The sequence below is a fragment of the Cellulomonas sp. NPDC055163 genome (assembly GCF_053607065.1).
In genome coordinates, this window is record NZ_JBSGSU010000007.1 from 325,044 (window position 1) to 348,170 (window position 23,127).

19 protein-coding genes are annotated in these 23,127 nt (G+C 74.8%); 11 read left to right on the forward strand and 8 right to left on the reverse strand.

What is annotated here, in order from left to right; genetic code table 11:
- Positions 1-95: 95 nt before the first annotated feature.
- Positions 96-965 carry a glucose-1-phosphate thymidylyltransferase RfbA gene (rfbA, locus tag ACWFNE_RS15990; protein ID WP_452123397.1) on the forward strand — a complete coding sequence of 290 codons (870 nt, stop codon included), beginning with the start codon at positions 96-98 and terminating at the stop codon, positions 963-965.
- Positions 966-1,127: 162 nt separating this feature from the next.
- Here rfbA and ACWFNE_RS15995 read toward each other — a convergent pair whose 3' ends face one another.
- Both ACWFNE_RS15995 and rfbD read right to left on the reverse strand, forming a co-directional pair.
- Entirely contained in the window at positions 1,128-2,285 is a 1,158-nt protein-coding gene (locus tag ACWFNE_RS15995; RefSeq protein WP_452123398.1) for a glycosyltransferase family 4 protein, read from the reverse strand.
- A gap of 208 nt (positions 2,286-2,493) precedes the next feature.
- Positions 2,494-3,339: a dTDP-4-dehydrorhamnose reductase gene (gene rfbD / locus ACWFNE_RS16000; protein WP_452123399.1), complete on the reverse strand. Its 846-nt coding sequence runs from the start codon at positions 3,337-3,339 to the stop codon at positions 2,494-2,496.
- 86 nt (positions 3,340-3,425) lie between these two features.
- Here rfbD and ACWFNE_RS16005 point away from each other — a divergent pair, with 86 nt between their 5' ends.
- Positions 3,426-4,046 carry a dTDP-4-dehydrorhamnose 3,5-epimerase family protein gene (locus ACWFNE_RS16005; RefSeq protein WP_452123400.1) on the forward strand — a complete coding sequence of 207 codons (621 nt, stop codon included), beginning with the start codon at positions 3,426-3,428 and terminating at the stop codon, positions 4,044-4,046.
- Positions 4,043-5,173 (forward strand): glycosyltransferase family 4 protein, encoded by a 1,131-nt coding sequence (locus tag ACWFNE_RS16010; protein WP_452123401.1) that lies wholly within the window; start codon positions 4,043-4,045, stop codon positions 5,171-5,173. The genes ACWFNE_RS16005 and ACWFNE_RS16010 overlap by 4 nt, the downstream gene beginning before the upstream one ends.
- 75 nt (positions 5,174-5,248) lie before the next feature.
- Here ACWFNE_RS16010 and ACWFNE_RS16015 read toward each other — a convergent pair whose 3' ends face one another.
- From ACWFNE_RS16015 to gmd, 3 genes are read right to left on the reverse strand one after another with little or no spacing between them, the layout of a single operon-like run.
- Positions 5,249-7,522, reverse strand: coding sequence for a hypothetical protein (locus tag ACWFNE_RS16015; protein ID WP_452123402.1), 2,274 nt, complete (start codon positions 7,520-7,522; stop codon positions 5,249-5,251).
- Positions 7,519-8,523: a GDP-mannose 4,6-dehydratase gene (locus ACWFNE_RS16020; RefSeq protein ID WP_452123403.1), complete on the reverse strand. Its 1,005-nt coding sequence runs from the start codon at positions 8,521-8,523 to the stop codon at positions 7,519-7,521. The genes ACWFNE_RS16015 and ACWFNE_RS16020 overlap by 4 nt, the downstream gene beginning before the upstream one ends.
- 6 nt (positions 8,524-8,529) lie before the next feature.
- Entirely contained in the window at positions 8,530-9,516 is a 987-nt protein-coding gene (gene gmd, locus ACWFNE_RS16025) for a GDP-mannose 4,6-dehydratase (protein ID WP_452123404.1), read from the reverse strand.
- 116 nt (positions 9,517-9,632) lie between these two features.
- Between gmd and ACWFNE_RS16030 the strand changes: the two genes are divergently transcribed.
- Genes ACWFNE_RS16030 through ACWFNE_RS16040 form a run of 3 tightly spaced genes read left to right on the forward strand, consistent with a single transcriptional unit; the run spans position 9,633 to position 13,467 of the window.
- A complete protein-coding gene (locus tag ACWFNE_RS16030; protein ID WP_452123405.1) occupies positions 9,633-10,454 on the forward strand; it encodes a hypothetical protein in 822 nt (273 codons plus the stop codon).
- Positions 10,451-11,947 (forward strand): glycosyltransferase, encoded by a 1,497-nt coding sequence (locus tag ACWFNE_RS16035; RefSeq protein ID WP_452123406.1) that lies wholly within the window; start codon positions 10,451-10,453, stop codon positions 11,945-11,947. Before ACWFNE_RS16030 ends, ACWFNE_RS16035 begins: the two co-directional genes overlap by 4 nt.
- Positions 11,944-13,467, forward strand: a complete 1,524-nt coding sequence (locus ACWFNE_RS16040) for a glycosyltransferase family 4 protein (protein WP_452123407.1) — start codon at positions 11,944-11,946, stop codon at positions 13,465-13,467. The genes ACWFNE_RS16035 and ACWFNE_RS16040 overlap by 4 nt, the downstream gene beginning before the upstream one ends.
- Before the next feature lie 64 nt (positions 13,468-13,531).
- Here the strand turns inward: ACWFNE_RS16040 and ACWFNE_RS16045 are convergent, their stop codons facing one another.
- Complete coding sequence (locus tag ACWFNE_RS16045) at positions 13,532-14,509, reverse strand: NAD-dependent epimerase/dehydratase family protein (RefSeq protein ID WP_452123408.1); 978 nt, start codon at positions 14,507-14,509, stop codon at positions 13,532-13,534.
- The gene (locus ACWFNE_RS16050) at positions 14,506-15,513 is read right to left on the reverse strand and encodes a glycosyltransferase (RefSeq protein WP_452123409.1); all 1,008 of its coding nucleotides are present in this window, start codon (positions 15,511-15,513) and stop codon (positions 14,506-14,508) included. Before ACWFNE_RS16050 ends, ACWFNE_RS16045 begins: the two co-directional genes overlap by 4 nt.
- Before the next feature lie 97 nt (positions 15,514-15,610).
- Between ACWFNE_RS16050 and ACWFNE_RS16055 the strand changes: the two genes are divergently transcribed.
- Genes ACWFNE_RS16055 through ACWFNE_RS16075 form a run of 5 tightly spaced genes read left to right on the forward strand, consistent with a single transcriptional unit; the run spans position 15,611 to position 21,097 of the window.
- Positions 15,611-16,123, forward strand: a complete 513-nt coding sequence (locus ACWFNE_RS16055) for a GtrA family protein (RefSeq protein ID WP_452123410.1) — start codon at positions 15,611-15,613, stop codon at positions 16,121-16,123.
- Positions 16,120-16,980 carry a glycosyltransferase family 2 protein gene (locus ACWFNE_RS16060; RefSeq protein WP_452123411.1) on the forward strand — a complete coding sequence of 287 codons (861 nt, stop codon included), beginning with the start codon at positions 16,120-16,122 and terminating at the stop codon, positions 16,978-16,980. Before ACWFNE_RS16055 ends, ACWFNE_RS16060 begins: the two co-directional genes overlap by 4 nt.
- A gap of 39 nt (positions 16,981-17,019) precedes the next feature.
- Positions 17,020-18,009 carry an FkbM family methyltransferase gene (locus ACWFNE_RS16065; RefSeq protein ID WP_452123412.1) on the forward strand — a complete coding sequence of 330 codons (990 nt, stop codon included), beginning with the start codon at positions 17,020-17,022 and terminating at the stop codon, positions 18,007-18,009.
- Positions 18,006-19,508 (forward strand): glycosyltransferase, encoded by a 1,503-nt coding sequence (locus ACWFNE_RS16070; RefSeq protein WP_452123413.1) that lies wholly within the window; start codon positions 18,006-18,008, stop codon positions 19,506-19,508. The genes ACWFNE_RS16065 and ACWFNE_RS16070 overlap by 4 nt, the downstream gene beginning before the upstream one ends.
- Entirely contained in the window at positions 19,505-21,097 is a 1,593-nt protein-coding gene (locus ACWFNE_RS16075) for a glycosyltransferase family 4 protein (protein WP_452123414.1), read from the forward strand. Before ACWFNE_RS16070 ends, ACWFNE_RS16075 begins: the two co-directional genes overlap by 4 nt.
- 63 nt (positions 21,098-21,160) lie before the next feature.
- Here the strand turns inward: ACWFNE_RS16075 and ACWFNE_RS16080 are convergent, their stop codons facing one another.
- Positions 21,161-23,011, reverse strand: a complete 1,851-nt coding sequence (locus ACWFNE_RS16080; RefSeq protein WP_452123415.1) for a SpoIID/LytB domain-containing protein — start codon at positions 23,009-23,011, stop codon at positions 21,161-21,163.
- Positions 23,012-23,127: the final 116 nt, after the last annotated feature.

Sequence of the window (23,127 nt, forward strand, 5' to 3'; positions counted from 1 at the left end):
CCGGCGTCCGGAGACCCGAGTCGACCGGGACACCTGCACCCGACCTGCACACGAACGCGCACGAACACCTCGGGAGTGCGCCACACTAGGGCACCATGCGCGGGATAATCCTTGCCGGCGGTTCCGGCACCAGGCTGCACCCCATCACCCTGGGTGTCAGCAAGCAGCTCGTTCCGGTCTACGACAAGCCGATGATCTACTACCCCCTGTCGACCCTGATCGCGGCCGGCATCCGCGACGTGCTGGTGATCACGACGCCGCACGACGCGGAGCAGTTCCGGCGGCTCCTCGGTGACGGCTCGCAGTTCGGCATCGCGATCAGCTACACGGTCCAGCAGGAGCCCAACGGGCTCGCGCAGGCGTTCGTGCTCGGCGCCGACTTCGTCGGGCAGGACACCGTGGCGCTCGTGCTGGGCGACAACATCTTCTACGGCGCGGGCCTCGGCACGCGCCTGCAGCGGTTCTCCGACATCGAGGGCGGGGCGGTGTTCGCGTACCGGGTCGCCGACCCGACGGCGTACGGCGTCGTGGAGTTCGACGACGCCGGCCGTGCGCTCTCCCTCGAGGAGAAGCCCGCGAACCCGCGGTCCAGCTACGCCGTGCCGGGTCTGTACTTCTACGACAACGACGTCCTGGCGATCGCCCGCGACCTCGAGCCCTCGCCCCGCGGCGAGTACGAGATCACCGACGTCAACCGGGCCTACCTCGAGCGGGGCCGGCTCCAGGTCGAGGTGCTCCCGCGCGGGACGGCGTGGCTCGACACCGGCACGTTCGACTCGCTCCTCGAGGCCTCCGACTACGTGCGCACGATCGAGCACCGGCAGGGGCTGAAGATCGGGGCGCCCGAGGAGATCGCGTGGCGTCGGGGCTTCCTCGGCGACGACGAGCTGCGAGCGCGCGCCGAGGGGCTCGTGAAGTCCGGCTACGGCACGTACCTGCTGGGTCTGCTCGACGAAGGGCGCTGAGCCGGTCGCGGCGGCGCGCCGGCCGCGCAGCGGGGGGCGGCGCACACGCTCGACCGCGCTCGGCGCGCGGAACGTCGACCGGGTGACGCGGTCGGGCCGGTGCGCGGCGGAGCACCGGCCCGGGTCGCGGCGCGCCGCCCCGCGGGCGACCCTGCGGCGGGGTCAGCGGCCGCGTCGGCGACGCACGGCGGCCTCGAACGCCTTGATGTGCGCTGCCGCCGCGGCGTCCCACGTGAACAGCGCCGCCCGCTCGACCGCCCGGCTCGCGAGGTCGGCGCGGCGAGCGGGGTCGGCGAGCAGCGAGCGCAGCGCCGCCCGGAGGCTCGCCTCGTCGGTCCCGGCGTACTCGACCGCGTCGCCGCCGACCTCGGGGAGCGAGAGCTCGCGGCTCGTCAGCACGGCCGCACCGCACGCCATCGCCTCGAGCACCGGGAGCCCGAATCCCTCGCCGAGGCTCGGGTAGGCCACGAGCGCCGCTCCTGCGAGGTAGCCGGCGAGGTCCTCGTACGGCAGGTAGCCCGGGCGGACGAGCTGCAGCCCCACCGGGACGGCCGCGACCGCGGGGTCGACCTCGCGGTCCCAGCCCCGCCCGCCGGCGAGCACCAGGGCCGGCGCCGGCTCCGTGCCCTCGACCGCGCCGGCCCACGCGCGGACCAGCGCGGGCACGTTCTTGCGCGGCTCGAGCGTCCCGAGGAACGCGACGTACGGACGGCCCTCGAGCCCGAGCGACCGGGCGACCCGTGCGCGCTCGGCCTCCGGCACCGGGTGGAAGCGTGCGGTGTCGACGCCGTGGTGCGCGACGACGAACCTGCCGGCGTCCCCGCGCACGTGCGCGAGCACCTGCTCCTGCGTCGCGTGCGAGGGGACGACGAGCGCGTCGGCGCGGGCCACGGCGAGCCGCGTCGCGGTCGTGAAGAACGCCCGCTTGACGCGTGAGTGCACCTCGGGCGCGCTGAAGAACGTCGCGTCGTGGAGCGTCACGACGCGCGCCGCGTCGACGCGCGCAGGCATCGTGTAGTGCGGGCTGTGCAGCACGTCGGCCCCGACGGAGCGCACGACCCCGGGGAGGCCGACCTGCTCCCACGCGAGCCGCGCGGCGCGCGAGGCGATCCGGCCGGGTGCGGCGAGCACGTCGACGCCGGCGGCACCACCGAGCGCCGCGACGTCGCGCTCCTGCGCCGCGACGACGACGTCGACGCCCGCACGGGCCAGCGCGGGGCACAGCTCGGCGACGTAGCGACCGACGCCGCCCAGGTCAGGGGGGATCGCCGTGGCGTCGACCAGGACGCGCATCCGCTCGCGGCGCGGCGCGGCGGTCATGCCGGGCCTGCTGACCGCGTGCTGCTCGCGACGCGGGAGCGCGGGACGGCCCGGGCCGTGCTGTGGTGCACGTCGCGAGCGCCGGGACGTGCGGGCGCCCCGTCCCGTGGGGGTGCCGCGGCGTCCCGTGCACGGCTCGGGCCCGGCAGGGGGTGAGGTGTCATGTCGCTTCCGGTGTGCGGGTAGGGACGCGGGCCGCCGGCGTCCGTCAGGCCAGCACCGTCGCGGCGGCCAGGTCCCAGCGCGCGCGCCACTCGCCAATGGGCTCGACCCCGGCACGCTCGAGCGCGCCGTGCCCGAGGGCGGAGTACGCGGGACGGGGTGCGGGGCGCACGTACGCGGCCCCGGACGTCGGCCGCACGATCTCCGGGTCGAGTCCCGCAGCACCGACGGCCGCGGCCGCGAACTCGAACCAGCTCGCCTCGCCGGTCGCGGTGCCGTGGTACGTCCCGCTCGGCGCGCCGGCGTGGACGAGGCGCACGACGAGCGCGGCGAGGTCCGCCGACCACGTCGGCTGCCCGACCTGGTCCGAGACCACGTCGAGCCCGCCCCGCTCGCGCGCGACGCGCACGATGGTCTTGGGGAAGCACGGTCCGCCCGCGCCGTAGAGCCACGCGGTCCGCACGATCAGGTGGTCGGGCGCCTCGGCGGCGACGGCCCACTCCCCCGCGGCCTTGGTCCGGCCGTAGGCCGAGCGCGGGGCGATCGGTGCTTCCTCGGCGTACGGGGTCGTCGCGTCGCCCGCGAAGACGTAGTCGGTCGAGACGTGCACGAGGCGCGCGCCGGAGAGCCGGGCGGCGCGGGCGAGCCGCGCGGGCCCGACGGCGTTGACCGCGAACGCGTCCGCCTCCCGGGACTCGGCGTCGTCGACGGCGGTCCACGCCGCGCAGTTCACGACGACCTCCTGGCCGGCGACTGCGCGCTCGACCTGCGCCGCGTCCGTGACGTCGAGCTGGTCGCGGCCGAGTGCGACGACGTCCTCGCCGGCCGACCGCAGGGCGGCCACCACGTCCTGGCCGAGCATCCCGCCCGCTCCCGTCACCAACCAGCGCACTGCGTCTCCCTGTCCTCGACCTCCGACGGGAGGAGCCTACTGGGGCACTAGGCTGACCTGGTCGTCGCCTCGTCGAAGGAGTGTCTGTGGAGTACCGCGAGCTCGCCGTGCCCGGTGCGTGGGAGTTCACTCCGCGCCTCCTCGGAGACCCCCGGGGGCTGTTCCTCGAGCTGTTCAAGGTGGGCCCGCTGATCGACGCGGTCGGCCACCCGCTCGACCTGCAGCAGGCGAACTGCTCGGTGTCCGCCGCGGGCGTCGTGCGCGGGGTGCACTTCGCCGACGTGCCCCCGGGTCAGGCGAAGTACGTCACGTGCGTCGCGGGTGCGGTGCTGGACTTCGTCGTGGACGTCCGCGTGGGCTCCCCGACGTTCGGGACGTGGGACGCGGTCCTCCTCGACGACGTGGACCGCCGCGCGGTCTACCTCTCCGAGGGCCTCGGCCACGCGTTCGTCTCGCTCGAGGACGGCTCGACCGTCGTCTACCTGTGCTCGTCGGGCTACTCCCCCGGGCGTGAGCACGGCGTCCACCCGATGGACCCGCAGCTCGCGCTGGCGTGGCCCGAGACGGGGCGCGACGGCCGGCCGCTCACCCTGCAGCTGTCCGAGAAGGACGAGGCGGCGCCGACGCTCGCGGAGGCCGTCGAGCAGGGCCTCCTGCCCGACCACGAGACCGTGCGCGCGTACGTCGAGGGGCTCCGCGCACGTTGAGCCACCCGGACCGCCTGTCCGTCACGCTCACCGTCGAGCAGCTCTGGCAGCCCGTCCCCGGCGGCTCGGGGACGTACGTCCGCGAGCTGGCCGCGGCGCTCGGCGCCCGCGCGGACGTCGACGTGCGCGGGCTCAGCGCGCGGCACGGCGCACCACCGGACCCCAGCTGGTCGCTGCCGCCGGGCCTCGACGTCGTGGCGGCACCGCTGCCGAGGACTGCGCTCTACGAGGCGTGGAACCGTGCCCGCCTGCCCCGTGCCGGCCGTGGCGCCGACGTGGTCCACGCGACCACGTGGGCGGTCCCGGGCACGCGCGTCCCGCTGGTCGTGACGGTGCACGACCTCGCGTTCCTGCGCAGCCCCGAGCACTTCACGTCGCGTGGCAACGCGTTCTTCCGGCGCGCCCTCGACGTCGTGCGGCGGGAGGCGGCGGTCGTGGTCACGGTCTCCGACGCGACGCGGGAGGACTGCGAGCGTGCCGGGATCGCGCCCGAGCGGGTCCGGGTCGTCCCGCACGGCGTGCGCGTCCCCGCAGTGGGCCCGGACGAGGTCGACCGGCTCCGGCGCCGGCACGGGCTCGACCGGCCCTACGTGCTCTGGTGCGGGACGGTCGAGCCGCGCAAGAACCTGCGCACGCTGCTCGAGGCGTTCCGGCACGTGCTCGACGACGACCCGGGCGTCGACCTCGTGCTCGTGGGGCCGAGCGGGTGGGGCGACGCGTCGGCCGAGACCGCCCGGGCGGCGCTCGCGCTGCCGGAGGGGCGCGTGCACCGCCTCGGGAGCCTGAGCACCGCTGATCTGCACGCGGCGTACGCCGGCGCCCGCGCGTTCTGCTTCCCGTCGCTGTGGGAGGGCTTCGGCCTGCCGGTGCTCGAGGCCATGGCGCACGGGCTGCCGGTCGTCACGTCGGCCGGCACCGCGACGGCCGAGGTCGCGGGCGACGCCGGGATCCTGGTCGACCCGCTCGACGCGCGCGCGCTCGCCGAGGCGATCCGCACGGCGACCGCCGACCGGCACGGCGAGCTCGCGGCGCGCTCGCGCACGCGGGCCGGCGCCTTCACGTGGGAGGCGTGCGCCGCTGGGACGGTCGACGCCTACCGCGCGGCCCTGCGCTCCCCGACCCGGTGACGCGCGGCGATCCTGACCCGGTGACGCGCCGCGATCCTGACCCCGGTGCCGCGCCGGGCTCACGGACACGGACGGTCAGGGCACGAGCTCAGGTACCCCGACCTCCTCGACGACGAGGCCGCCGAGCGTGACGGTGTTCGGCGAGTCGACCGTGATCACGGTGCGTCCCGGCGGCACGTCGACGCGCTCGTCCAGCACACCGACCCCTGCGGTGAGCGGGACCGTGACCTCCGCGTCCCCGATCCGGAGCACGATGCTCTCGTCCGTCCCGGGCTGCGACGTGACCGACGCCTGGACCCGGAGCGGGACGCTGTCGTCGCGGCCGTTGTCGAGGACGATCCCCTCGCTCCCGGGGGGGAGCACCCAGTCGGACCGACCCGTCGGGCCGGGCATCGTGCCCACTGCCTTCCCCGCGTACGGCAGGACCGGGGCCACGACGGCCTCGGCGACCTCGCGGACCGCCTCCGGCGGGTTGTTCCCGTCGAGCGACTCCGCCTCGTCGAGCAGGGAGTACAGGGCGAAGCGTCCGTCCCGGCTCTCGGCGACGGGGGCACCGGCGGCCTCCGCGAGCTCCCGCTCGATCGGCCCGGCCGCCTCGCCGTACGCCGTGCGGTCGACCACGACGGCAGCGAAGCCGGCGGCTGTCAGGTTCGTGACCATCCTCGGCGGCGACTGCTGCGCGACGACCGCGCCCCAGTCCGTGGTCGACCGGCCCTTGATCCCACCGCCGGACCAGCGCAGGTCGTCGGAGTGCAGGTACGGGCGCAGCTGGTCGGTGTCGAACACCCCGTTGACGGACGGGGTCTCCGGGAACCCCGCGTAGGGCAGCTGGAAGACCATCGCGCCCTCGGGCAGCGCATCCTCGACGGTCGTGACCCACTCCTCGTCGGCCGCGTACGCCACCGCCGACGCCTCGTAGGCCGGCACGTAGGCGCGCGGGACCTGGTCGATCGACCCGACGACGACCAAGCCGCCCGCGACCACCACCGCGGCGCCGCGCCGGACGCCGGTGCTCCACCCCTGCCGGCGGGCGAGGTACGCGAGGAAGGCGTCGATCACGAGGCCCACGACGGCGAGGCTCAGGACGGCGATGACGATCGACATGCGGTTCCAGCCGCGCAGGCTGGACGTGAGGAACGAGAGGAACGTCGCGAGCCCACCGACGGTCGAGCACAGGAACGCGACGACGACGAGCAGCGAGAGCAGCTCGATCGTGCCCGTCCGGCTGCGGTGCGTGGGGTCGGCGGCGTCGCGCTCGGGCGAGCGCCGCACGAGCCGCAGCAGGGGCACGGCGAGCGCGCACACGAGGCCCAGCGCGGCGACGATGCCGAGCGACGGGTTCTCGGACAGCAGCGGGTACGTCGAGTCGTAGCGTCCCCGGATGCGCTCGAACAGGTCGAACCGGTGCCCGGGGACGGGGAGCAGGAGCTGGGCGAGCTTGAGCGCGTAGATCTCGACCTCGGCGGCGTTGCGCACGAGGCCCGCGGCGCTCGTACCGTTCCGGTGCGCGTAGACCAGGTCGGGCGCCATGTTCGCGAGCACCACGGCGACCAGGACGAGGCCGGCGCCGGCCGCGCCGGCGAACCGTCGCCAGTCGTGGTCGCGCAGGAACGCCGCGCCGCCCGCGACCGCGAGCAGGATGACGACGAAGACCGCGTAGTACGACGACGCCGTCGCGAGGAGCGCGAGGACGACGACCGTCGTCGCCCCCCGGCCCGTGAGCAGCCCGAGGACCCCGCCGCGACGGCCGCGGCCCCACACGTGCTCGCCTCGGAGCACACGCAGGACGATGACGAGCGCGAGCGGCAGCGGGTAGTACGACGCGAGCCACAGGTGCCCCTCGCCGCGCAGGAAGTGGTACGGCGCGACGGCCAGCAGGACCGCGAGCGCGACGGAGAGGGGCCGCGACACCCCGCACTCGCGCAGGAACCAGACGGCGGCGAGCGCCGTGAGCACGAACCCGAGCAGGTAGTACAGGTTCATCGCGACCGCGACGTCCGAGGTGAACCAGCCGAGGACGTGCGCGACGACGAGGTGCAGGTTGTCCGCCGTCGGGAAGTCGTGGTACGTCTGCCCGGCCGGCGCACCGAGCAGCGGCTGGTACTCGTACCACCCGGTCTCCAGGACCGTCTTGAAGTGCGCGGCCACGGCGATCGCATCGCCCCAGTACGTGAACGGCACGTCGAGCCGCGCGCGCCACAGCTGGAGCGACACGAACGTCACGAGCGTGCTGAGCAGCGCCGCCGCGACGTAGGTGAGCAGCTCGGCGGGCAGCCGGCGGGCGGGCGCGGTGTCCGGGGCCGGCACGTCGGCCGACTGCTCCGCCGGCTCCCGGGTCACGGTGCTCACGCCGGGCTCGGGTCGGACCCGTCGGCGAGCAGGGCGACGTCGTGATCGACCATCGCCGCGACGAGCTGCTCGAACGTCGTCGTCGGCGTCCAGCCGAGCTCGCGGCGCGCCTTGCCGGCGTCACCGAGCTGGACGCTCGCGTCGGCGGGCCGCACGAACGCGGGGTCGGTCCGGACGCGCGCCTGCCAGTCGTCGATCCCGACGCGCGAGAACGCGAGACGGACGAAGTCCTCGACGGTGTGCGGCACGCCGGTCGCGATCACGAAGTCGCCGGGGGCGTCGTGCCGCGCGGCCGAGACCATCGCGTCGACGTAGTCGGGCGCCCAGCCCCAGTCCCGCGTCACGTCGAGCGACCCCAGGGTGAGGACGTCGTCGAGGCCCGCGGCGATGCGTGCGGCGCCTTGCGTGATCTTGCGCGTGACGAACGTGGGCGGACGCCGGGGCGACTCGTGGTTGTAGAGGATCGCGCTGGCCGCGTGCAGCCCGCGCGCCCGGTAGATGCCCACCATGTGGTGCGCGTAGGCCTTCGCTGCGCCGTACGGCGAGGTCGGCCGGACCGGGGTCGACTCGTCCTGCGGGGCGTGCTCGGCGTCGCCGAAGATCTCAGCGCTCGCCGCCTGCACGACCCGGACGGCCCGACCGGTGCGCTCCTGCAGCGCCCACGCGGCGTCGAGGACGGCGGCGACCGCGACGCCCGAGAGCAGACCGGTCGCCGCGGGCTCGCGCCACGAGTACGCGACGGACGAGATCCCGGCGAGGTTATAGACCTCGTCGGGCTCCACCTCGTCGACGAGCGCCGCCAGGCCGGCGGTGTCGGCGAGGTCGCCGTGGTGCACGACCACGCCCGGTACCCGCTCGAGCAGGTCCACGAGCCCGGCGTCGGGCTCGTGCTGCGCGCCGCCGCGCACGAGGGCGTGGACCTCGTGGCCCTCGCGCGCGAGCAGCTCGCAGAGATACGACCCGTCCTGACCGGTCGCCCCGGTCACGAAGGAGGAAGGCACGGGTTCCTACAGACCCGTCGTGGCCTGCTGCTCGGCGAGGTCGTGGTCGACCATCATCGTCACGAGCTGCTCGAAGCCGACCTTGGGCTCCCAGCCGAGCTTGTCCGCCGCCTTCGACGGGTCGCCGATGAGCAGGTCGACCTCGGCCGGGCGCATGAACCGGGGGTCCTGCTTGACGAGCGGCTCCCAGTCGTCGATGCCGACGTGACGGAACGCCACGTCGAGCAGCTCGCGGATCGAGTGCGTCTCGCCGGTCGCCACGACGTAGTCGTCGGCCTCGTCCTGCTGCAGCATGCGCCACATGGCGTCGACGTAGTCGCCCGCGAAGCCCCAGTCACGCTTGGCGTCGAGGTTGCCGAGCGTGATGTCGTCCTGCAGCCCGAGCTTGATCCGCGCGACCGCCTGCGACACCTTGCGGGTCACGAACTCGGGGCCACGGCGGGGCGACTCGTGGTTGAACAGGATGCCCGACGACGCGTGCATGCCGTAGGACTCGCGGTAGTTGATCGTCATGTAGTGCCCGAAGACCTTCGCGACGCCGTACGGCGAGCGCGGCCACAGCAGCGTGCTCTCGCGCTGCGGGACGTCCTGGACCTTGCCGAACATCTCCGAGCTCGACGCCTGGTAGAAGCGGACCTTGTCCGCGTCCTCGCCCGCGTAGAGGCGGATCGCCTCGAGGATGTTCAGCACGCCCTTGCCGGTGACGTCCGCCGTGAGGTGCGCGTTCTCCCACGAGTACGCCACGAAGGAGATGGCACCCAGGTTGTACACCTCGTCGGGCCGCGCGACGTTGAGCGCGCGCAGGAGGCTCGAGAGGTCCGTGAGGTCGCCGGTGACGAGCTTGACGCCCGGGACGATCCGCTGCACGAGGTCGATCTTCGGGTTGTTCTGCCCACGGATGAGGCCGTAGACCTCGTACCCCTTCGACAGGAGCAGCTCGGAGAGGTACAGACCGTCCTGGCCGGTCACGCCGGTGATCAGTGCGCGCTTCATCAGACCCTTACTCGTTCGTCAATGTCGTCGGCTGGCGCGACGACTGTACCGGGTGAGGCGTGACCGCCGGAGCACGCGGGCACGGCGGTCCGGGCGGGACACCTACACTTGCGGCCGTGCCGCCCACACCGTTCGTCTCCCGCTCGCCGCACGCGGAGGACCTCATCCTCGCCTACGCGCTGGGCCTCGTGCCACGGCCACGCTTCGTCGAGGTGCCGGCCACGGCGCAGTCGCCGACCCGCTGCGCCGCGCTGCTCGACCTCGGGTGGAGCGGCAGCTCGCTCCCCGCGGACGAGCTCGCCGGACCCGCCGCGACGAGCGCGTGGCCGGGGGACGGCGACGTGCACGCGCTCCTCGTGGACGCCGGTGCCGTCGAGGCGGACGCGCTGACCGTGCTCGACGTCGCGGCCCACCGGCCGTGGGTCGTCGTCGCCGCGTCCGAGGTCCCGGGGGCGGGCCCGGCGGTCGAGGCGCTGACGGCCGCCGGGTACGAGGTGGTGCTGCACGACGGCGCCTCGACCTACCTCGTGGACCCCGCGCGCGCCGCCCGGGTCCGGCTGCCGATCGCCACCGAGCCCGGCGCGACGCCGGACGCCGCACCGGCGGAGGTCGTCACGACGGACGTGGTCGCCACTCCCGTCACCGGCGCGGGCCGGGACGCCGCCGCACCCGACGCCCCGCCGGCCGAGGGGCAGGACGCCCTCGCCGCCCGGCTCGCCGCGCTCGAGGCCCAGCACGACGAGGCGCTCCGCCAGCTCGTCCGGTGGCGGGCGCGCGCGCTCGACTCGTGGTCGACCGCCGCGAGCGAGCACGGCGGCCCCGACCAGGACTCGCTCCGCCGCGAGCTCGAGGCCCTGCGCAGCACGCTGTCGTGGCGCGTGACGCGCCCCCTGCGTGCCGCCCGGACCGTCGCCGCGCGGCTGCGAGGCCGCGCATGAAGCACGAGCTCGCGGACCCGACGCTCGTGCGCGCGGCCCTCGCCCAGCGGCTGCGCGCCGCCGCCGAGGTGCTCCTGCCCGAGCAGCCCGAGCGCGAGGACGACGCCGCGGCCGACGCCGCTGTGGTGCTGGAACGCCTCGTCGAGCACGCCCGCGCGAGCGACGGCTCGTCCGCGTTGTGGCTGGTCCTCGTGGCGCTCTCCGCGACGTACCCGACCGACGACGCGGTGCGCGCGAGCCGCCGCAGCATCGAGCTCGCGTCCACGTCCGACGCGATGCTCTGGCTGCTCGAGACGAGCCTCGGGCGGCTCGGCGCGTCCGGGGACCCCATCGCGCAGCTCGAGGTCGTCGACGGCGGCGTCGTGGTCGACGTCGACTTCAGCGCCCGGCACGACCTCAACACCGGCATCCAGCGGGTCGTCCGCTCGACCATGCCGACGTGGGACGCCGAGCACGACGTCGTCCTCGTCGCCCGCACCGGCTCCGGCACGATGCGTCGCCTGGACGAGGTCGAGCGCGAGCGCGTGCTGCGCTGGTCGGGCCCGCTGGGCGAGGCGGCCTCGACCCTCACCGGCGCACGCGTCGTCGTCCCGTGGCGGAGCGTCGTGGTGCTGCCGGAGGTGCCCGCACCGCACCTGTGCGCGTCGACGGCCGCGCTCGCCGAGCACTCGGGGAACGCCGTGTCGATCGTCGGCTACGACTGCATCCCGGTCGTGAGCGCCGACCTCATGCCACCCGTCGAGCCGAACCGGTTCGTGCGGTACCTGACCATCGTCAAGCACGCGACCCGGGTCAGCGGGATCAGCGTCTCGGCCGCCGCCGAGTTCCGCGGGTTCGCGCACATGCTCCCCGCGCAGGGCCTCGAGGGACCCGACGTCACCGAGTGCATGCTCCCCGTCGAGGTCCCCGCAGCGGCGTTCGACCAGCCGGTCGTGCCGGGCGACCTCCCGCTCGTCGTGTGCGTCGGGAGCCACGAGCCGCGCAAGAACCACCTCGCCGTGCTGCACGCGGCCGAGCGGCTGTGGCGCGAGGGCCTCGGGTTCCGGCTCCGCCTCATCGGCGGCTCGAGCTGGGCGTCCGACGAGTTCGACGCCGTGGTCGCGCGGCTCCGCCGGCGGGGGCGCGCGGTCGAGGTCGGTCGCGCGATCGGCGACGCCGAGCTGTGGGCTGCCTACCGGGAGGCGCGGTTCACCGTCTTCCCGTCGCTGCACGAGGGCTTCGGCCTGCCGGTCGCCGAGTCCCTCGCCGTGGGCACGCCGGCGGTCACGAGCAGCTACGGCAGCACCGAGGAGATCGCAGCCGACGGCGGCACCCTCCTGGTGGACCCGCGCGACGACGACGACCTGCTGCGGGCCATGCGCTCGCTGCTCGTCGACGACGCACTGCGCGCACGACTGTCGGCCGAGGCCACGCAGCGCCGCCCGCGCACGTGGGAGGACTACGCCCGCGAGCTGTGGACCCAGCTCGTCGACGACGTGGAGGTCGCCCGGTGAGCACCGTGTCCAGCCCGCTCGGGACGCGCCTCGTCGCGTCCGTCAACCTGGCCCGCGGCGGCCAGCGCCGTGCGCTGCGCACGCGGCTCGACACCCTCGTGGCGACGCTGTCCGGCGAGCCGGCACCGGAGGACGCCCGCGCGCTCCTCCGGCTCCTCGAGGACCTGCTCGCGGACGCCGACCGCTCGTCGGTCTGGCTCGCGCTCGCGGTCCTGCGCGCCGAGCTGCCGCTCGCGGCGGACGTCGTCCGCGTGGCGCGGGACATCACGCTCGACGGCCCGCTGCACGCCCTGGCGCCGTACCTCACGCCGTCGCGCAACCCGCTGCACCGCGGGCGCGGGCTGCGCGAGGTCGAGGTCGTCACCGGAGAGGTCCTCGTCGACCTCGAGCACACCTCGCACACCGCGCTCGCGACCGGCATCCAGCGCGTCGCCCGGCAGGCCGCGGTGCGGTGGGACCGGGACCACGAGATCGCTCTCGTCGGCTGGACGTGGGACGACCGCTCGCTGCGCCGCCTCGACGCCGACGAGCGTCGCACGGGCCTGCACGGCGCGAGCCACGTCGAGCTCCGGCCGGGCGGCGACAGCCGCGTGCTCGTCCCCTGGCGCTGCACGTACCTGCTCCCCGAGCTCGCGACCGAGGCCCCGCGCACCCAGCGCCTGCTCGCGCTCGCCGAGTTCTCGGGCTCGCGCACCGGCGTGATCGGGTTCGACTGCGTCCCGCTCAGCAGCGGCGAGACGGTGGGCGAGGGCATGGGCAGCGCGTTCGCCGGGATCATGGCGGCCGTCCGGCACATGGACCGCGTCGCGACGATCTCGCACGCGGCCGCCCGGGAGTACGAGGGCTGGCGCATGATGCTCGCCGGGGTCGGGCTGCCCGGACCGCAGATCGCCCCCGTGGTGCTCCCCGTCGAGGCGCAGCGCCCGTCGGAGGCCGCTCTGGACAGCGCCCGCACCCGGTTCCTCGCGGACGCGCTGCCGCTCGTGCTGTGCGTCGGCAGCCACGAGCCGCGCAAGAACCACCTCGCGGTGCTGCACGCCGCGGAGCTCGCGTGGCGGTCCGGGGCCCAGTTCAACCTCGTCTTCGTCGGCGGCAACTCCTGGAACAGCGACGCCTTCACGCGACGGCTGCGCGAGCTCCAGGACGCGGGCCGGACCGTGGAGTCCGTCTCCGCGCTCTCCGACGACCTGCTCTGGGCGGGCTACGCGCTCGCGCGCTGCGTGCTGTTCCCGTCGCTCAACGAGGGGTTCGGGCTCCCGGTCGCCGAGGCGATCGCGACCGGCACCCCCGTCGTCACGTCGCGGTTCGGCAGCATGCAGGAGATCGCGCAGCACGGCGGCGCGCTCCTGGTCGACCCGCGCGACGAGCACGAGCTCGCGGAGGCCCTGGTCTCGCTCGTGACGGACGACGCCGTGCACGCCGCGGTCGCTCGCGCGGGCGCGTCGGCCCCCACGCGGACGTGGGACGAGTACGCCGCGGACCTGTGGGCGTACCTCGTCGAGCACCGCGACCCCGCCTGACCCCGGCCGACCCCGCCCGGCTGCGCACGGGGTGCGCTCGGCGCCGCCCGCGGGCGCGGTCCGGTCAGTCGCGGCGGCTCAGGGCCGAGAGCTCGCCCGCCCCGATCCGCATCCGGATGTCCGTGACCGTGGCGAGGATCCCCGCGGGAAGCGGGACCAGCGCCCGCTCGTCGAGGTCGGGCCAGACGACCGACCGGAACCGGAGGTCGCGCGCCTGCTGGCTGGCCTGCGGCGAGGCCGCGAGCCGGACGAGCTGACGGCGCTTGGCCACACGCCGGAACTCCCCGAGCACCGCCGCGATCGACGCCGAGCGCTGCGACGCGAGGATCTTCGTCACGACGTCCCCGGTCGCGGTGCGCTCGCGGAGCGCGACCAGCCCGTCGCACACCATCGCCGCGGCGTCGTCGACGTACAAATAGTCCCGCACGGTGTCGAGCGAGACGTACACACCGATGGGCTGGACGAGGAGCTGGGCGCGGCTGATCTGGGAGATGAGGCCCTGAGCCTTGTCGAGGTCCTGCCCCGGGCCGTAGAGGTTCGAGATCCGCCCGACGAGCACGCGTGCGCCGCCGGACGAGGCGAGGCGGGCCAGCTCGGCCTCGGCCCGGAGCTTGGCCGCACCGTACGGCGCGAGCGGCCGGGCCACGGTCGTCTCGTCGAACGGCGGGTGCGCCGCCCCGGCGTACACGCCGCCCGCGGACGACGCCAGGAACACCGCGCCCTGCGCGAGCTCGTCGGGGGTGCGCGCGAGCGCCCGGTCCACGAACGCGCCGATCGTCGCCACCTCGCGGTCGAGCGCGTCGCCCGAGGTCGAGGTGACGCCCGAGCCCGCGCACCACGCGAGGTTCCACGGGCCCGCGCCCGCGGTGTCGAGCACGGACGCGAGGCCGTCGTCGAGCGCGGTCACCGCCGCCTCGGGATCGGACCACGGGACGCGCGTCGTCAGCACGTGCGCACCGCGGTCCTGCAGGGCACGCGTCACCGCTCCCCCGAGCAGCCCTCGCGAACCGACGACCCAGGTGGGTCCCGGTGGCGTCGTCACCGCGGGCGGCGGCGGCCCAGCGGGCCCGAGGCGGGGTCGCTCACGATGAGGTAGAGCGGCTTGCCCATCGCCATGTTGACGGCGACGCCCACGTACTCCGCGACGACCCCGAGCGAGAACAGCACCGCACCCGTGCTCACGAGCACGATGATCACGGTCGACGTCCAGCCCTCCGGCACCGGGTCGCCGGCGATCCGGCCGACGAGGATGACGACCGCGAGCACGAGCCCGACGACCGCGAACGCGACGCCCAGCACGCTGACGAGACGCAGCCCGCGCGTGCCGCTCGACAGGACCATCCGCCAGAAGTGCGAGAGCAGCTTGCGCAGCGAGTAGCCCGAGCGGCGCCCACCCTCCTCGCGCAGGTGCACGGGCGTCGTCGCGACGTCGCCCGCCACCCAGCTCAGTGCGACGTCGAGGTAGACGCCCGAGCCGGCGTACGCGGCGACGCTGCGGCCGACCTCGCCGAGGATCAGCCGGTAGCTCTGGAACGACGTCGTGTCCGTGCCGCCGACGAGCCGGTCGATCAGGCGCTTCGACCCGCGCGAGGCGGCGTTGCGCAGCGGGCCGTGCGGCGCCGGGTTCAGCGGCCTGGCGTAGACCACGGTCGCGCGCTCGCGCAGCGCGGTGTCGAGCATGTCCGGGATGGCGGCCGGGTCGTGCTGGCCGTCCTCGTCGAGCGTGACGATCCAGTCGCCGCCCGAGGAGGCCATCCCGGCGAGGGTCGCGGGGTGCTGGCCGAAGTTGCGGCTCAGCCACACCGAGCGCACGAACGCGTGCTCCCGCTCGAGCGTCCGGATCGCCTCGGCCGACCCGTCCGGCCCGTGGTCGAACACGAGCAGCACCTCGGCGACGACGACGCGGTTCCCGTCCGGGGTCACCGACTCGGTCGTGAGCGCCGCGATCTCGGTCAGCAGCGCGGGGAGGGTGCGCTCCCCCTGGTAGACGGGGATGACGACCGAGACGCGGTGCAGGTCGTGGGGCAGGGATTCGGGCGTCGGCACGGGAGCGACTATAGTCGCGGAGGCATCAGGCGCGGCCCCGCTCGCGGGCCCCCGAGGTGCCGGCCCGACCACCGGCCCGCGAACGAGGGACCCCCCTGTGACTGCTCCCTCCGACGGAGGCGCCGAGCACCGGCCGCCCGCCGGGATGGTCGGCAGCCTGGGTCCCCTGTTCCGGCTCGTCAAGGACCAGCGGATCGCCTTCCTCATCGTCGGTGCGATCAACACGGTCGTCGGAACGGGGTGGTTCGTCCTGTTCGAGCTGGTCGTCGGCCCGACCTTCGGCTACATGGTCAGCCTGCTGTGCGCGCACGTCGCCGCGGTCCTGTGCGCGTTCGTGCTGTACCGGCGTTTCGTCTTCCGGGTCACGGGCCACGTGTGGCTCGACCTCGCCCGGTTCGAGCTCGTCAACCTCACCTCGCTCGGCATCAACGCGGTGTGCCTCCCGCTCCTCGTCGAGGTGGGGCACCTGGCGCCGATCCCCGCGCAGCTGCTCATCACCCTCGTCACGATGCTCGTCAGCTTCTTCGGCCACCGCGGGTTCTCGTTCCGCCGCAGCCCCGCGCGCGGCGACGCGCCGGCCGTCCCGTCCGACCCAGGAGCCACCCGGTGACCCCACGCGTGTCCGTCGTCGTCCCCGCGTACAACAACGCGGAGTACATCGAGGCGACGCTCGAGTCCGTGCTCGCCCAGACGTACACCGACTTCGAGCTCGTCGTCTCCGACCACGCGTCGACCGACGACACGTGGGAGCGCCTGCAGCGGTTCGCTGCGGACCCCCGGGTGCGGCTCCTGCGGACCCCGGCCGGCGGCGGCGCGCGCGCCAACTGGGACCGCGTGAGCAAGGAGGCGACGGGCGAGCTGCTCAAGCTCGTCTGCGGTGACGACCTCCTCTACCCGACGATGCTCGAGCGCCAGGTCGAGGCGCTCGACGCCGCGGGCGAGGGCACCTTCGTCGTGACCTCGTCGCGCGACCTCGTCGACGGCCGGGGCAAGGTCTTCCTGCGCGCCCGCGGGCTCCAGGGCCTGTCCGGGCGGATGAGCGGGCGCGACGCGCTGCGTGCGGTGGTCCGCAGCGGCAGCAACCCGCTCGGCGAGCCCGCGTGCGTGATGTTCCGCCGCGCCGCGCTCGAGGCCGTCGGCTGGTGGGACGACACCTACCCGTACTACATCGACGCCGGTACGTACGCCCAGGTGCTGCTCCGCGGCGACCTCACGGTGGTCGACGAGCCGCTCGCGGCCTTCCGGGTCAGCGCGAGCCAGTGGAGCGTGCGGCTCATGCGTCAGCAGCTCGAGCAGGCCGAGGGGTTCCACCGTCGCGTGCACACCCTGGCGCCCGGGTCCGTGACCCTCGCGGACGTGCGCCGCGGCAACGTCCTCGCGCGCGTCGCCGCAGCTCAGCGCCGCCTGGCCTACGCCTGGCTGGGGTCGCGGATGCACCCCGAGAAGGCGTCCGCGCCGGCGTCCTGACGTCCGGGCACGCCGTGCGCGGTGCCCTATGATCTCCGGGTGCCAGATCAGACATTTGTCTCCCACGCGCAGAACGGCGAGGACGTCGTCCTGCGACGCGCACTCAGCGACGTCACTGTCGGGCGTTACATCGACGTGGGCGCGAACCACCCCGCGGACGACTCCGTGTCCCGCAGCTTCTACGACCGGGGGTGGCGCGGGCTCACCGTCGAGCCGCTGGCCCACCTGGCCGACCTGCACCGCGAGCAGCGCCCCGACGACGAGGTGTTCCAGGGTGTGATCTCGTCCTCGCCGGACGACCACGTCGTGCTGCACACGTACGACGACACCGGGCTGTCCACCACGGTCGACGAGGTGCGTGACGCGCACGGCGCCACGGGCCGCACCGCGACCGACGTCCGGGTCCCGAGCGCCCGCCTCGACGACCTGCTCGAGCGCCTCGGCTGGGCCGACGAGCCGATCCACTTCATGAGCGTCGACACCGAGGGCGCCGAGGCCGACGTCCTCAGCACGATCGACCTCGCGCGCTGGCGCCCCTGGGTGCTCGTCGTCGAGGCGACGCGCCCGAACAGCACGGTGCGCTCGCACGAGGCCTGGGAGCCGGGCGTCCTCGCGAGCGGCTACCAGTTCTGCCTCTTCGACGGGCTCTCGCGCTTCTACGTGGCGGACGAGCACGCCGACCGCCTCCGCGAGCTCCTCGACCACGGGGCGTGCGTGCTCGACGGCTACGTGACCTGGCACACCGTCGCCGCCCAGGAGCGCATCGCCGAGCTCGGCGTGGCGCGTGCGCGCGGCGTCGAGGACGCGCTGCGCTGGCGCACGGCCGCCCTGACACGCTGGGCCGAGAGCCTCGTCGCGGCCCCCGGCGACGACCCCGAGGAGCTGCGGCGCGCGTTCGCCGAGGAGCGCGCGGGGATGCACGCCGAGCTCGCGCTGCGCCGGCAGGAGATCGCCGAGCTCCGCCGCACGGTCTCCTGGCGCGTCACCGCACCGCTGCGGGCCGTCCGACGGGTCCGGAGCGACCGGTGACGCTCGTGGCGTCGCCCGACGTGCTCGTCGCGCTCGACCAGCGGCTCCGCGCCGTCGCGCCCCACCTCCTCGAGGAGGTGCCCGCGCCGCTCGCGGACGCTCCCGCGGACGCGGCCGTGCTGCTCGACCTCCTCGTGTCCGCCGTCCGTGGGCCCGGGGCACCGGCGGCCACCCGGTGGCTGCTGCTCGTCGCGCTCACCGCGCGGTTCCCCGAGCCCGAGGACATGGAGCGCGCCCAGCGCGTCCTCGACGGAGAGGACACCACGACGGCGTCCCTCTGGTTGCTCGAGACCGCCTGGACCGTCGCGCGGACCCACCCCGGCCTGCCCGTCGAGATCGAGGTCGTCACGGACGCGGTCGTCGTCGACGTCAACCACACCGCCCACAGCGACCGGCACACCGGCATCCAGCGCGTCGTGCGCCAGACCGTCCCGCACTGGGTCGCGCAGCACGACGTCGTCCTCGCCGCCTGGACGGACGGGGCAGCCGGGACGCGGCGCCTCAGCGAGCGCGAGCGGCAGTCGGTGCTCGCCTGGGACGACACGGCGCCCGCGCAGGACGCCGCAGACGAGGACGTCCCGCGCAGCCTGCTCGTGCCCTGGCGGTGCACGCTCGTGCTCCCCGAGGTCCCCGCGGTCGAGACCTGCCCGAAGCTCGCCGCCGTCGCGCGGTTCTCGGGCACGAACCTCGTCGCGATCGGCTACGACGCCATCCCCGTGGTGAGCGCCGACCTGCGCCCCTGGAACGAGCCGAACCTCTTCGTGAGCTACCTCGCGGCGATCAAGTACGCGACGCGCGTCGCGGGCATCAGCGTGACGGCCGCCGACGAGTTCCGCGGCTTCTCCGAGAGCCTGCGCAGCCAGGGCCTGTCCGGGCCCGTGGTGAGCGAGGTCCAGCTCGGGCACGAGGTGGTCGGCACCGGCGGCGGCGTGCCGGGCGCCCGCCCCACCACGCCGCACTCCGTGCTGTGCGTCGGCAGCCAGGAGGTGCACAAGAACCACCTGGCGGTGATGTTCGCGGCCGAGCGGCTCTGGCGCGAGGGCCTCGACTTCTCAGTGACGTTCGTCGGTCGGCACGGCTGGGACATGACCGAGTTCGACGACGCCGTCGCCGAGCTGCGCGGCGCCGGACGGCCGGTGCGCGTCGTGCGCGGGATGGGCGACACCGAGCTCGCGCACGCGTACGCGACGGCACGCTTCTCGATCTTCCCGTCGCTGCACGAGGGCTACGGCCTCCCCGTCGCGGAGGCGCTCGCGTCGGGAACGCCCGTCGTCACGAGCAACTACGGGAGCATGCGAGAGATCGCCGAGGAGGGCGGGTGCCTGCTCGTCGACCCGCGCGACGACGAGCAGATCGTCGACGCGATGCGCACGCTCCTCGTGGACGACGCGACGGTCGAGCGGCTGCGCGCCGAGGCTGCGGCCCGGGCGCCGCGACCGTGGGAGACGTATGCATCCGAGCTGTGGGACGTGCTGATCGAGGGGGCTGCTGCACGATGAGGACGTTCGACCTGACGGGAGACGGACCGACCGGTGTGACGCGGAGGGTCGACGCGGCCGTCCGTGCGTTGCCCGACCAGCACCCGTACGCGCTCGTCGAGCGCATGGGAGCGCTTGCGGACGCGCTCGGCGGGCCCGCGGCCGGCGCACCCGACGAGCTCGAGACCGGCGCGCCCGGGACGCCCGGGACGCCCGGGACGCCCGAGCGGACCGTCGACGGGACGGCGACGGCGCTCGAGCGCCTGCGCGACGTCCTCGACCCGCGCGACCGCTCCGCGGTGTGGCTCACGCTCGCGGTGCTCGGCACGCGGCTCCCGACCGACCGCGAGGTGCTCGCCGCCTCGCGGCGCGGCACCCTCGACGGTCCGCTCGGCACGGTGCACGCGGCGCTCGAGCTCATCGACACCGCGCGCGCGCCCGAGCCCGTGCGCATCGCGACCGGCGAGGTCGTCGTCGACGTGCACAACACCGCCCGCACGACGTTCTTCACCGGCATCCAGCGGGTCGCCCGCGAGTGCGCGCGCCGCTGGGCACGGGACCACCCCGTCACGCTGATCGGCTGGACGGACGAGCTCACGTGCCCCGTGGAGCTGCAGGGCCCCGGGCTCGGCCGCCTCGTGGACGGTGCGGCCGAGGTGCCCACCGCGCCGCGCTCGCGCGTCGTGCCGTGGCGCTCGGAGTACCTCATCCCCGAGCTCGCCGCCGAGCGCCCCCGCACCGAGCGGCTGCACGCCATGGCGGCGTACACGACGACCTCGGTGGGTGCGATCGGATTCGACCTCGTCCCCCTCACGTCGAGCGAGACCGCGATCGCCGGCCTTCCCGCCGAGTTCGCCGGTCACCTCGCCGCTGCCGGGCGGTTCAGCCGCATCGGCACCATCTCCGAGGCGGCCGCCCAGGAGTACCGCGGCTGGCGCACGATGCTCGGCGGTGCGGGCCTCCCGGGCCCCGACATCCGCTCGGTGTTCCTCGCGGCCGAGGTCGTCGAGCCCACCGCGGAGGAGCTCGCCGCCTCGCGCGACCGGCTCCTGATCGCCGACCTCCCGATGGTGCTGTGCGTCGGCTCGCACGAGCCCCGCAAGAACCACATGGCGGTGCTCCAGGCCGCGGAGGACCTGTGGCGCAAGGGCCACGAGTTCAGCCTGACCTTCATCGGCGGCAACTCGTGGAACAGCGACCGCTTCCACCACCGCGTCACCGAGCTGCAGAACCGCAACCGCCCGGTCGAGACGATCTCGGGCGCCGACGACTCGCTGCTGTTCTCGGCGTACCGGCTCGCGCGGTTCACGGTGTTCCCCTCGCTCAACGAGGGCTTCGGGCTGCCCGTCGCCGAGTCGCTCGCGTCAGGGACGCCGGTGATCACGTCGGACTTCGGCAGCATGCTGGAGATCGCGGCGGACGGCGGCGCGCTCCTGGTCGACCCGCGCGACGACCAGTCGATCGCCCGGGGCATGGAGACGCTGCTCCAGGACGACGCGTCGTACGCGCGCCTGCGTGACGAGGCCGCCCGGCGTGACGTCCGGGCGTGGGACGCGTACGCCGCCGAGCTGTGGGACTACTTCCTCGACGACGCGGTCACCCGCGCCTGACCCCGCCCGGCCACCGCCCGGCGCGCGAGCGCCCGGCAGGCGGACGTGCGCCGGGCGGGCGGCTCAGCGCGTCTGCGCCCGTGCCCAGTACTCGCCGCTCGAGCCCAGGTGGACGGGCAGGACGATGTCGCCGTTCCCGGACATGAGCGGCAGGAACGTGCCGATGCCCGACGGGTCCGGCCCGCGCCCGAGCATCTGCCGGTAGTAGCGGTCGAGACGCCGCAGCCCGGCCTCGTCCGACATCGCGATCGCGCGGACGACCTCCGCGCGGCCGCGCGCCTGCGCCTGCGAGGCCCAGAACGCGCGCTCCGAGGGTCCCGCCTCGCGGCCGAGCACGCCGGCGTACACCGCACCGGCCCACGTCTCGAGGTCCCGTCCCTGGCGGGCGAAGCCCTCCTCCGAGCTGTAGATGAACGCCTGGAGCTCGGGGACGGTCGTCCCGCGCTGGAGGTACTCCGTCCAGAACTGCAGGCCGCCCGGCTCCGGCTCACGGCCCAGCGCGGCGCGGTACTCCGCGGCGACGAACGTGTGCAGCCGCTCGGTCGACATCACGATCCCGCGCGCGACCTGGCCCGCGTCGCCGTCACGCAGGACGATGGCGGTCCACGTCGCGAGCCCCTCGGGGTCGGGCCCGCGCCCGAGGATGTCGACGTACAGCGCGGTCACGACCTTCTGGACCTCGGCGGTCGACAGCGTCGAGACGGAGAACCAGTCGCTCTTGAGGCCGAGCGCCGAGCGGACCGCGTTCGCGGTGAACGTGCGCGTGGTGCCGTCGGTCTGCGTGACCTGGACGGACGTGGCGCGTCCGCCGTCGGGTCCGAGCCCGGTGCGCGCCGAGACCCGCACGGACGCGATCGCCCCGGTGCCGAGCGCGGACGCGACCTCGGCGAGGCCGAGCTGCACGGTCCAGGAGCGGTTGGGGTTGAGCGCCGTCGCGTCGCCCGCGTCCTCGACCGCCGGGAAGGTGCCGCCTGCCGTCCACCCGCCCGTCGACGAGCTGAACTCGGTGCGGGCGATCGCCCCGGCCGGCGTCCGCATGACCCGCCCGGCCGTCTGGCTCACGGCGGCGTCCGTCAGCGGGTGCTCGAGCGACTTCACCGTGGCGCTGCCGTTGGCCTGCTCGGTCGCCCCCAGGTACACCTGGCACGTCGTGGTGTCGCACGTCGTCGCGCCCGACGGCCGCCTCGACGAGAGCGCGTAGCTGCGCGCGGCGACCGCCTGCGCCTTGAGCGCCTCGAGCCCGCGGCCACCGCCGAGCGACCCCCACGACGCGGGCGACTCGCGCGGCACGACGCCGCGCAGGTAGTCCTCCACCGCGAGGCGGTTGAACGTGTACGTGGTTCCCGAGACCCACGAGACGACGACGCTCCCCCGGTACCCGCGCGCGTACGCCGACTCGCACACCGTGACCTGGTTAGCGGTCGACGTCACCGTGAGCCCGGAACCCACGGGCCCGCCCCACGGGGTCCACGTGCGGGCCGGGCCGCCGCCGCAGTCGGGGGCGACGTAGAGCTGGTAGCGCCCGTCGCCGAGGAAGCGCACGCTCAGCGCCCCCGACCCGACGGGCTGGCCGTTGACCGCGAGGCCGGCACCCGAGAGGTACGTGTGCGCACCCGTGAGCCGGGTCAGCTCGACGTCGATCCCGGGGTTGCCCGCGTCGGCCCGCAGCGCCGTCCCGCCGTAGTAGTGCGCGAGGATCCGGTCGTGGGACCAGCCCGCGTCGACGGCGTACCCGAGCGCGCCGTACTGCCCCATCCCTCGCCCGTGGCCGTAGCCGCGGCCGGTGAACGTGGCCTGCTCGGCGCCGGCGGCCTGCGCCGGCACCGCGGCGGCGCCGAGCCCCAGGAGGCCGAGCACGGCGGTGAGGGTGACGGACAGCGCCCGCCGGACGTTCGGCGCAGCACGGTGGAGCACGGTGGTCCCTCTCGAGCGGTCAGCGGAGCGCTGACCATTGCAGCATGCACCCACCGGGCCGCCCGGCACCACACGCCGACGGCGTCGAGGCCCTCCCGCACTCGGTACTGTGGGCA

Excerpts from the sequence above, each read along its gene's own strand:
- gmd (WP_452123404.1), bottom strand. The coding sequence starts at position 9,516 with ATGAAGCGCGCACTGATCACCGGCGTGACCGGCCAGGACGGTCTGTAC.
- rfbA (WP_452123397.1), top strand. The coding sequence starts at position 96 with ATGCGCGGGATAATCCTTGCCGGCGGTTCCGGCACCAGGCTGCACCCC.
- ACWFNE_RS15995 (WP_452123398.1), bottom strand. The coding sequence starts at position 2,285 with ATGACCGCCGCGCCGCGCCGCGAGCGGATGCGCGTCCTGGTCGACGCC.
- ACWFNE_RS16075 (WP_452123414.1), top strand. The coding sequence starts at position 19,505 with ATGAGGACGTTCGACCTGACGGGAGACGGACCGACCGGTGTGACGCGG.
- ACWFNE_RS16035 (WP_452123406.1), top strand. The coding sequence starts at position 10,451 with ATGAAGCACGAGCTCGCGGACCCGACGCTCGTGCGCGCGGCCCTCGCC.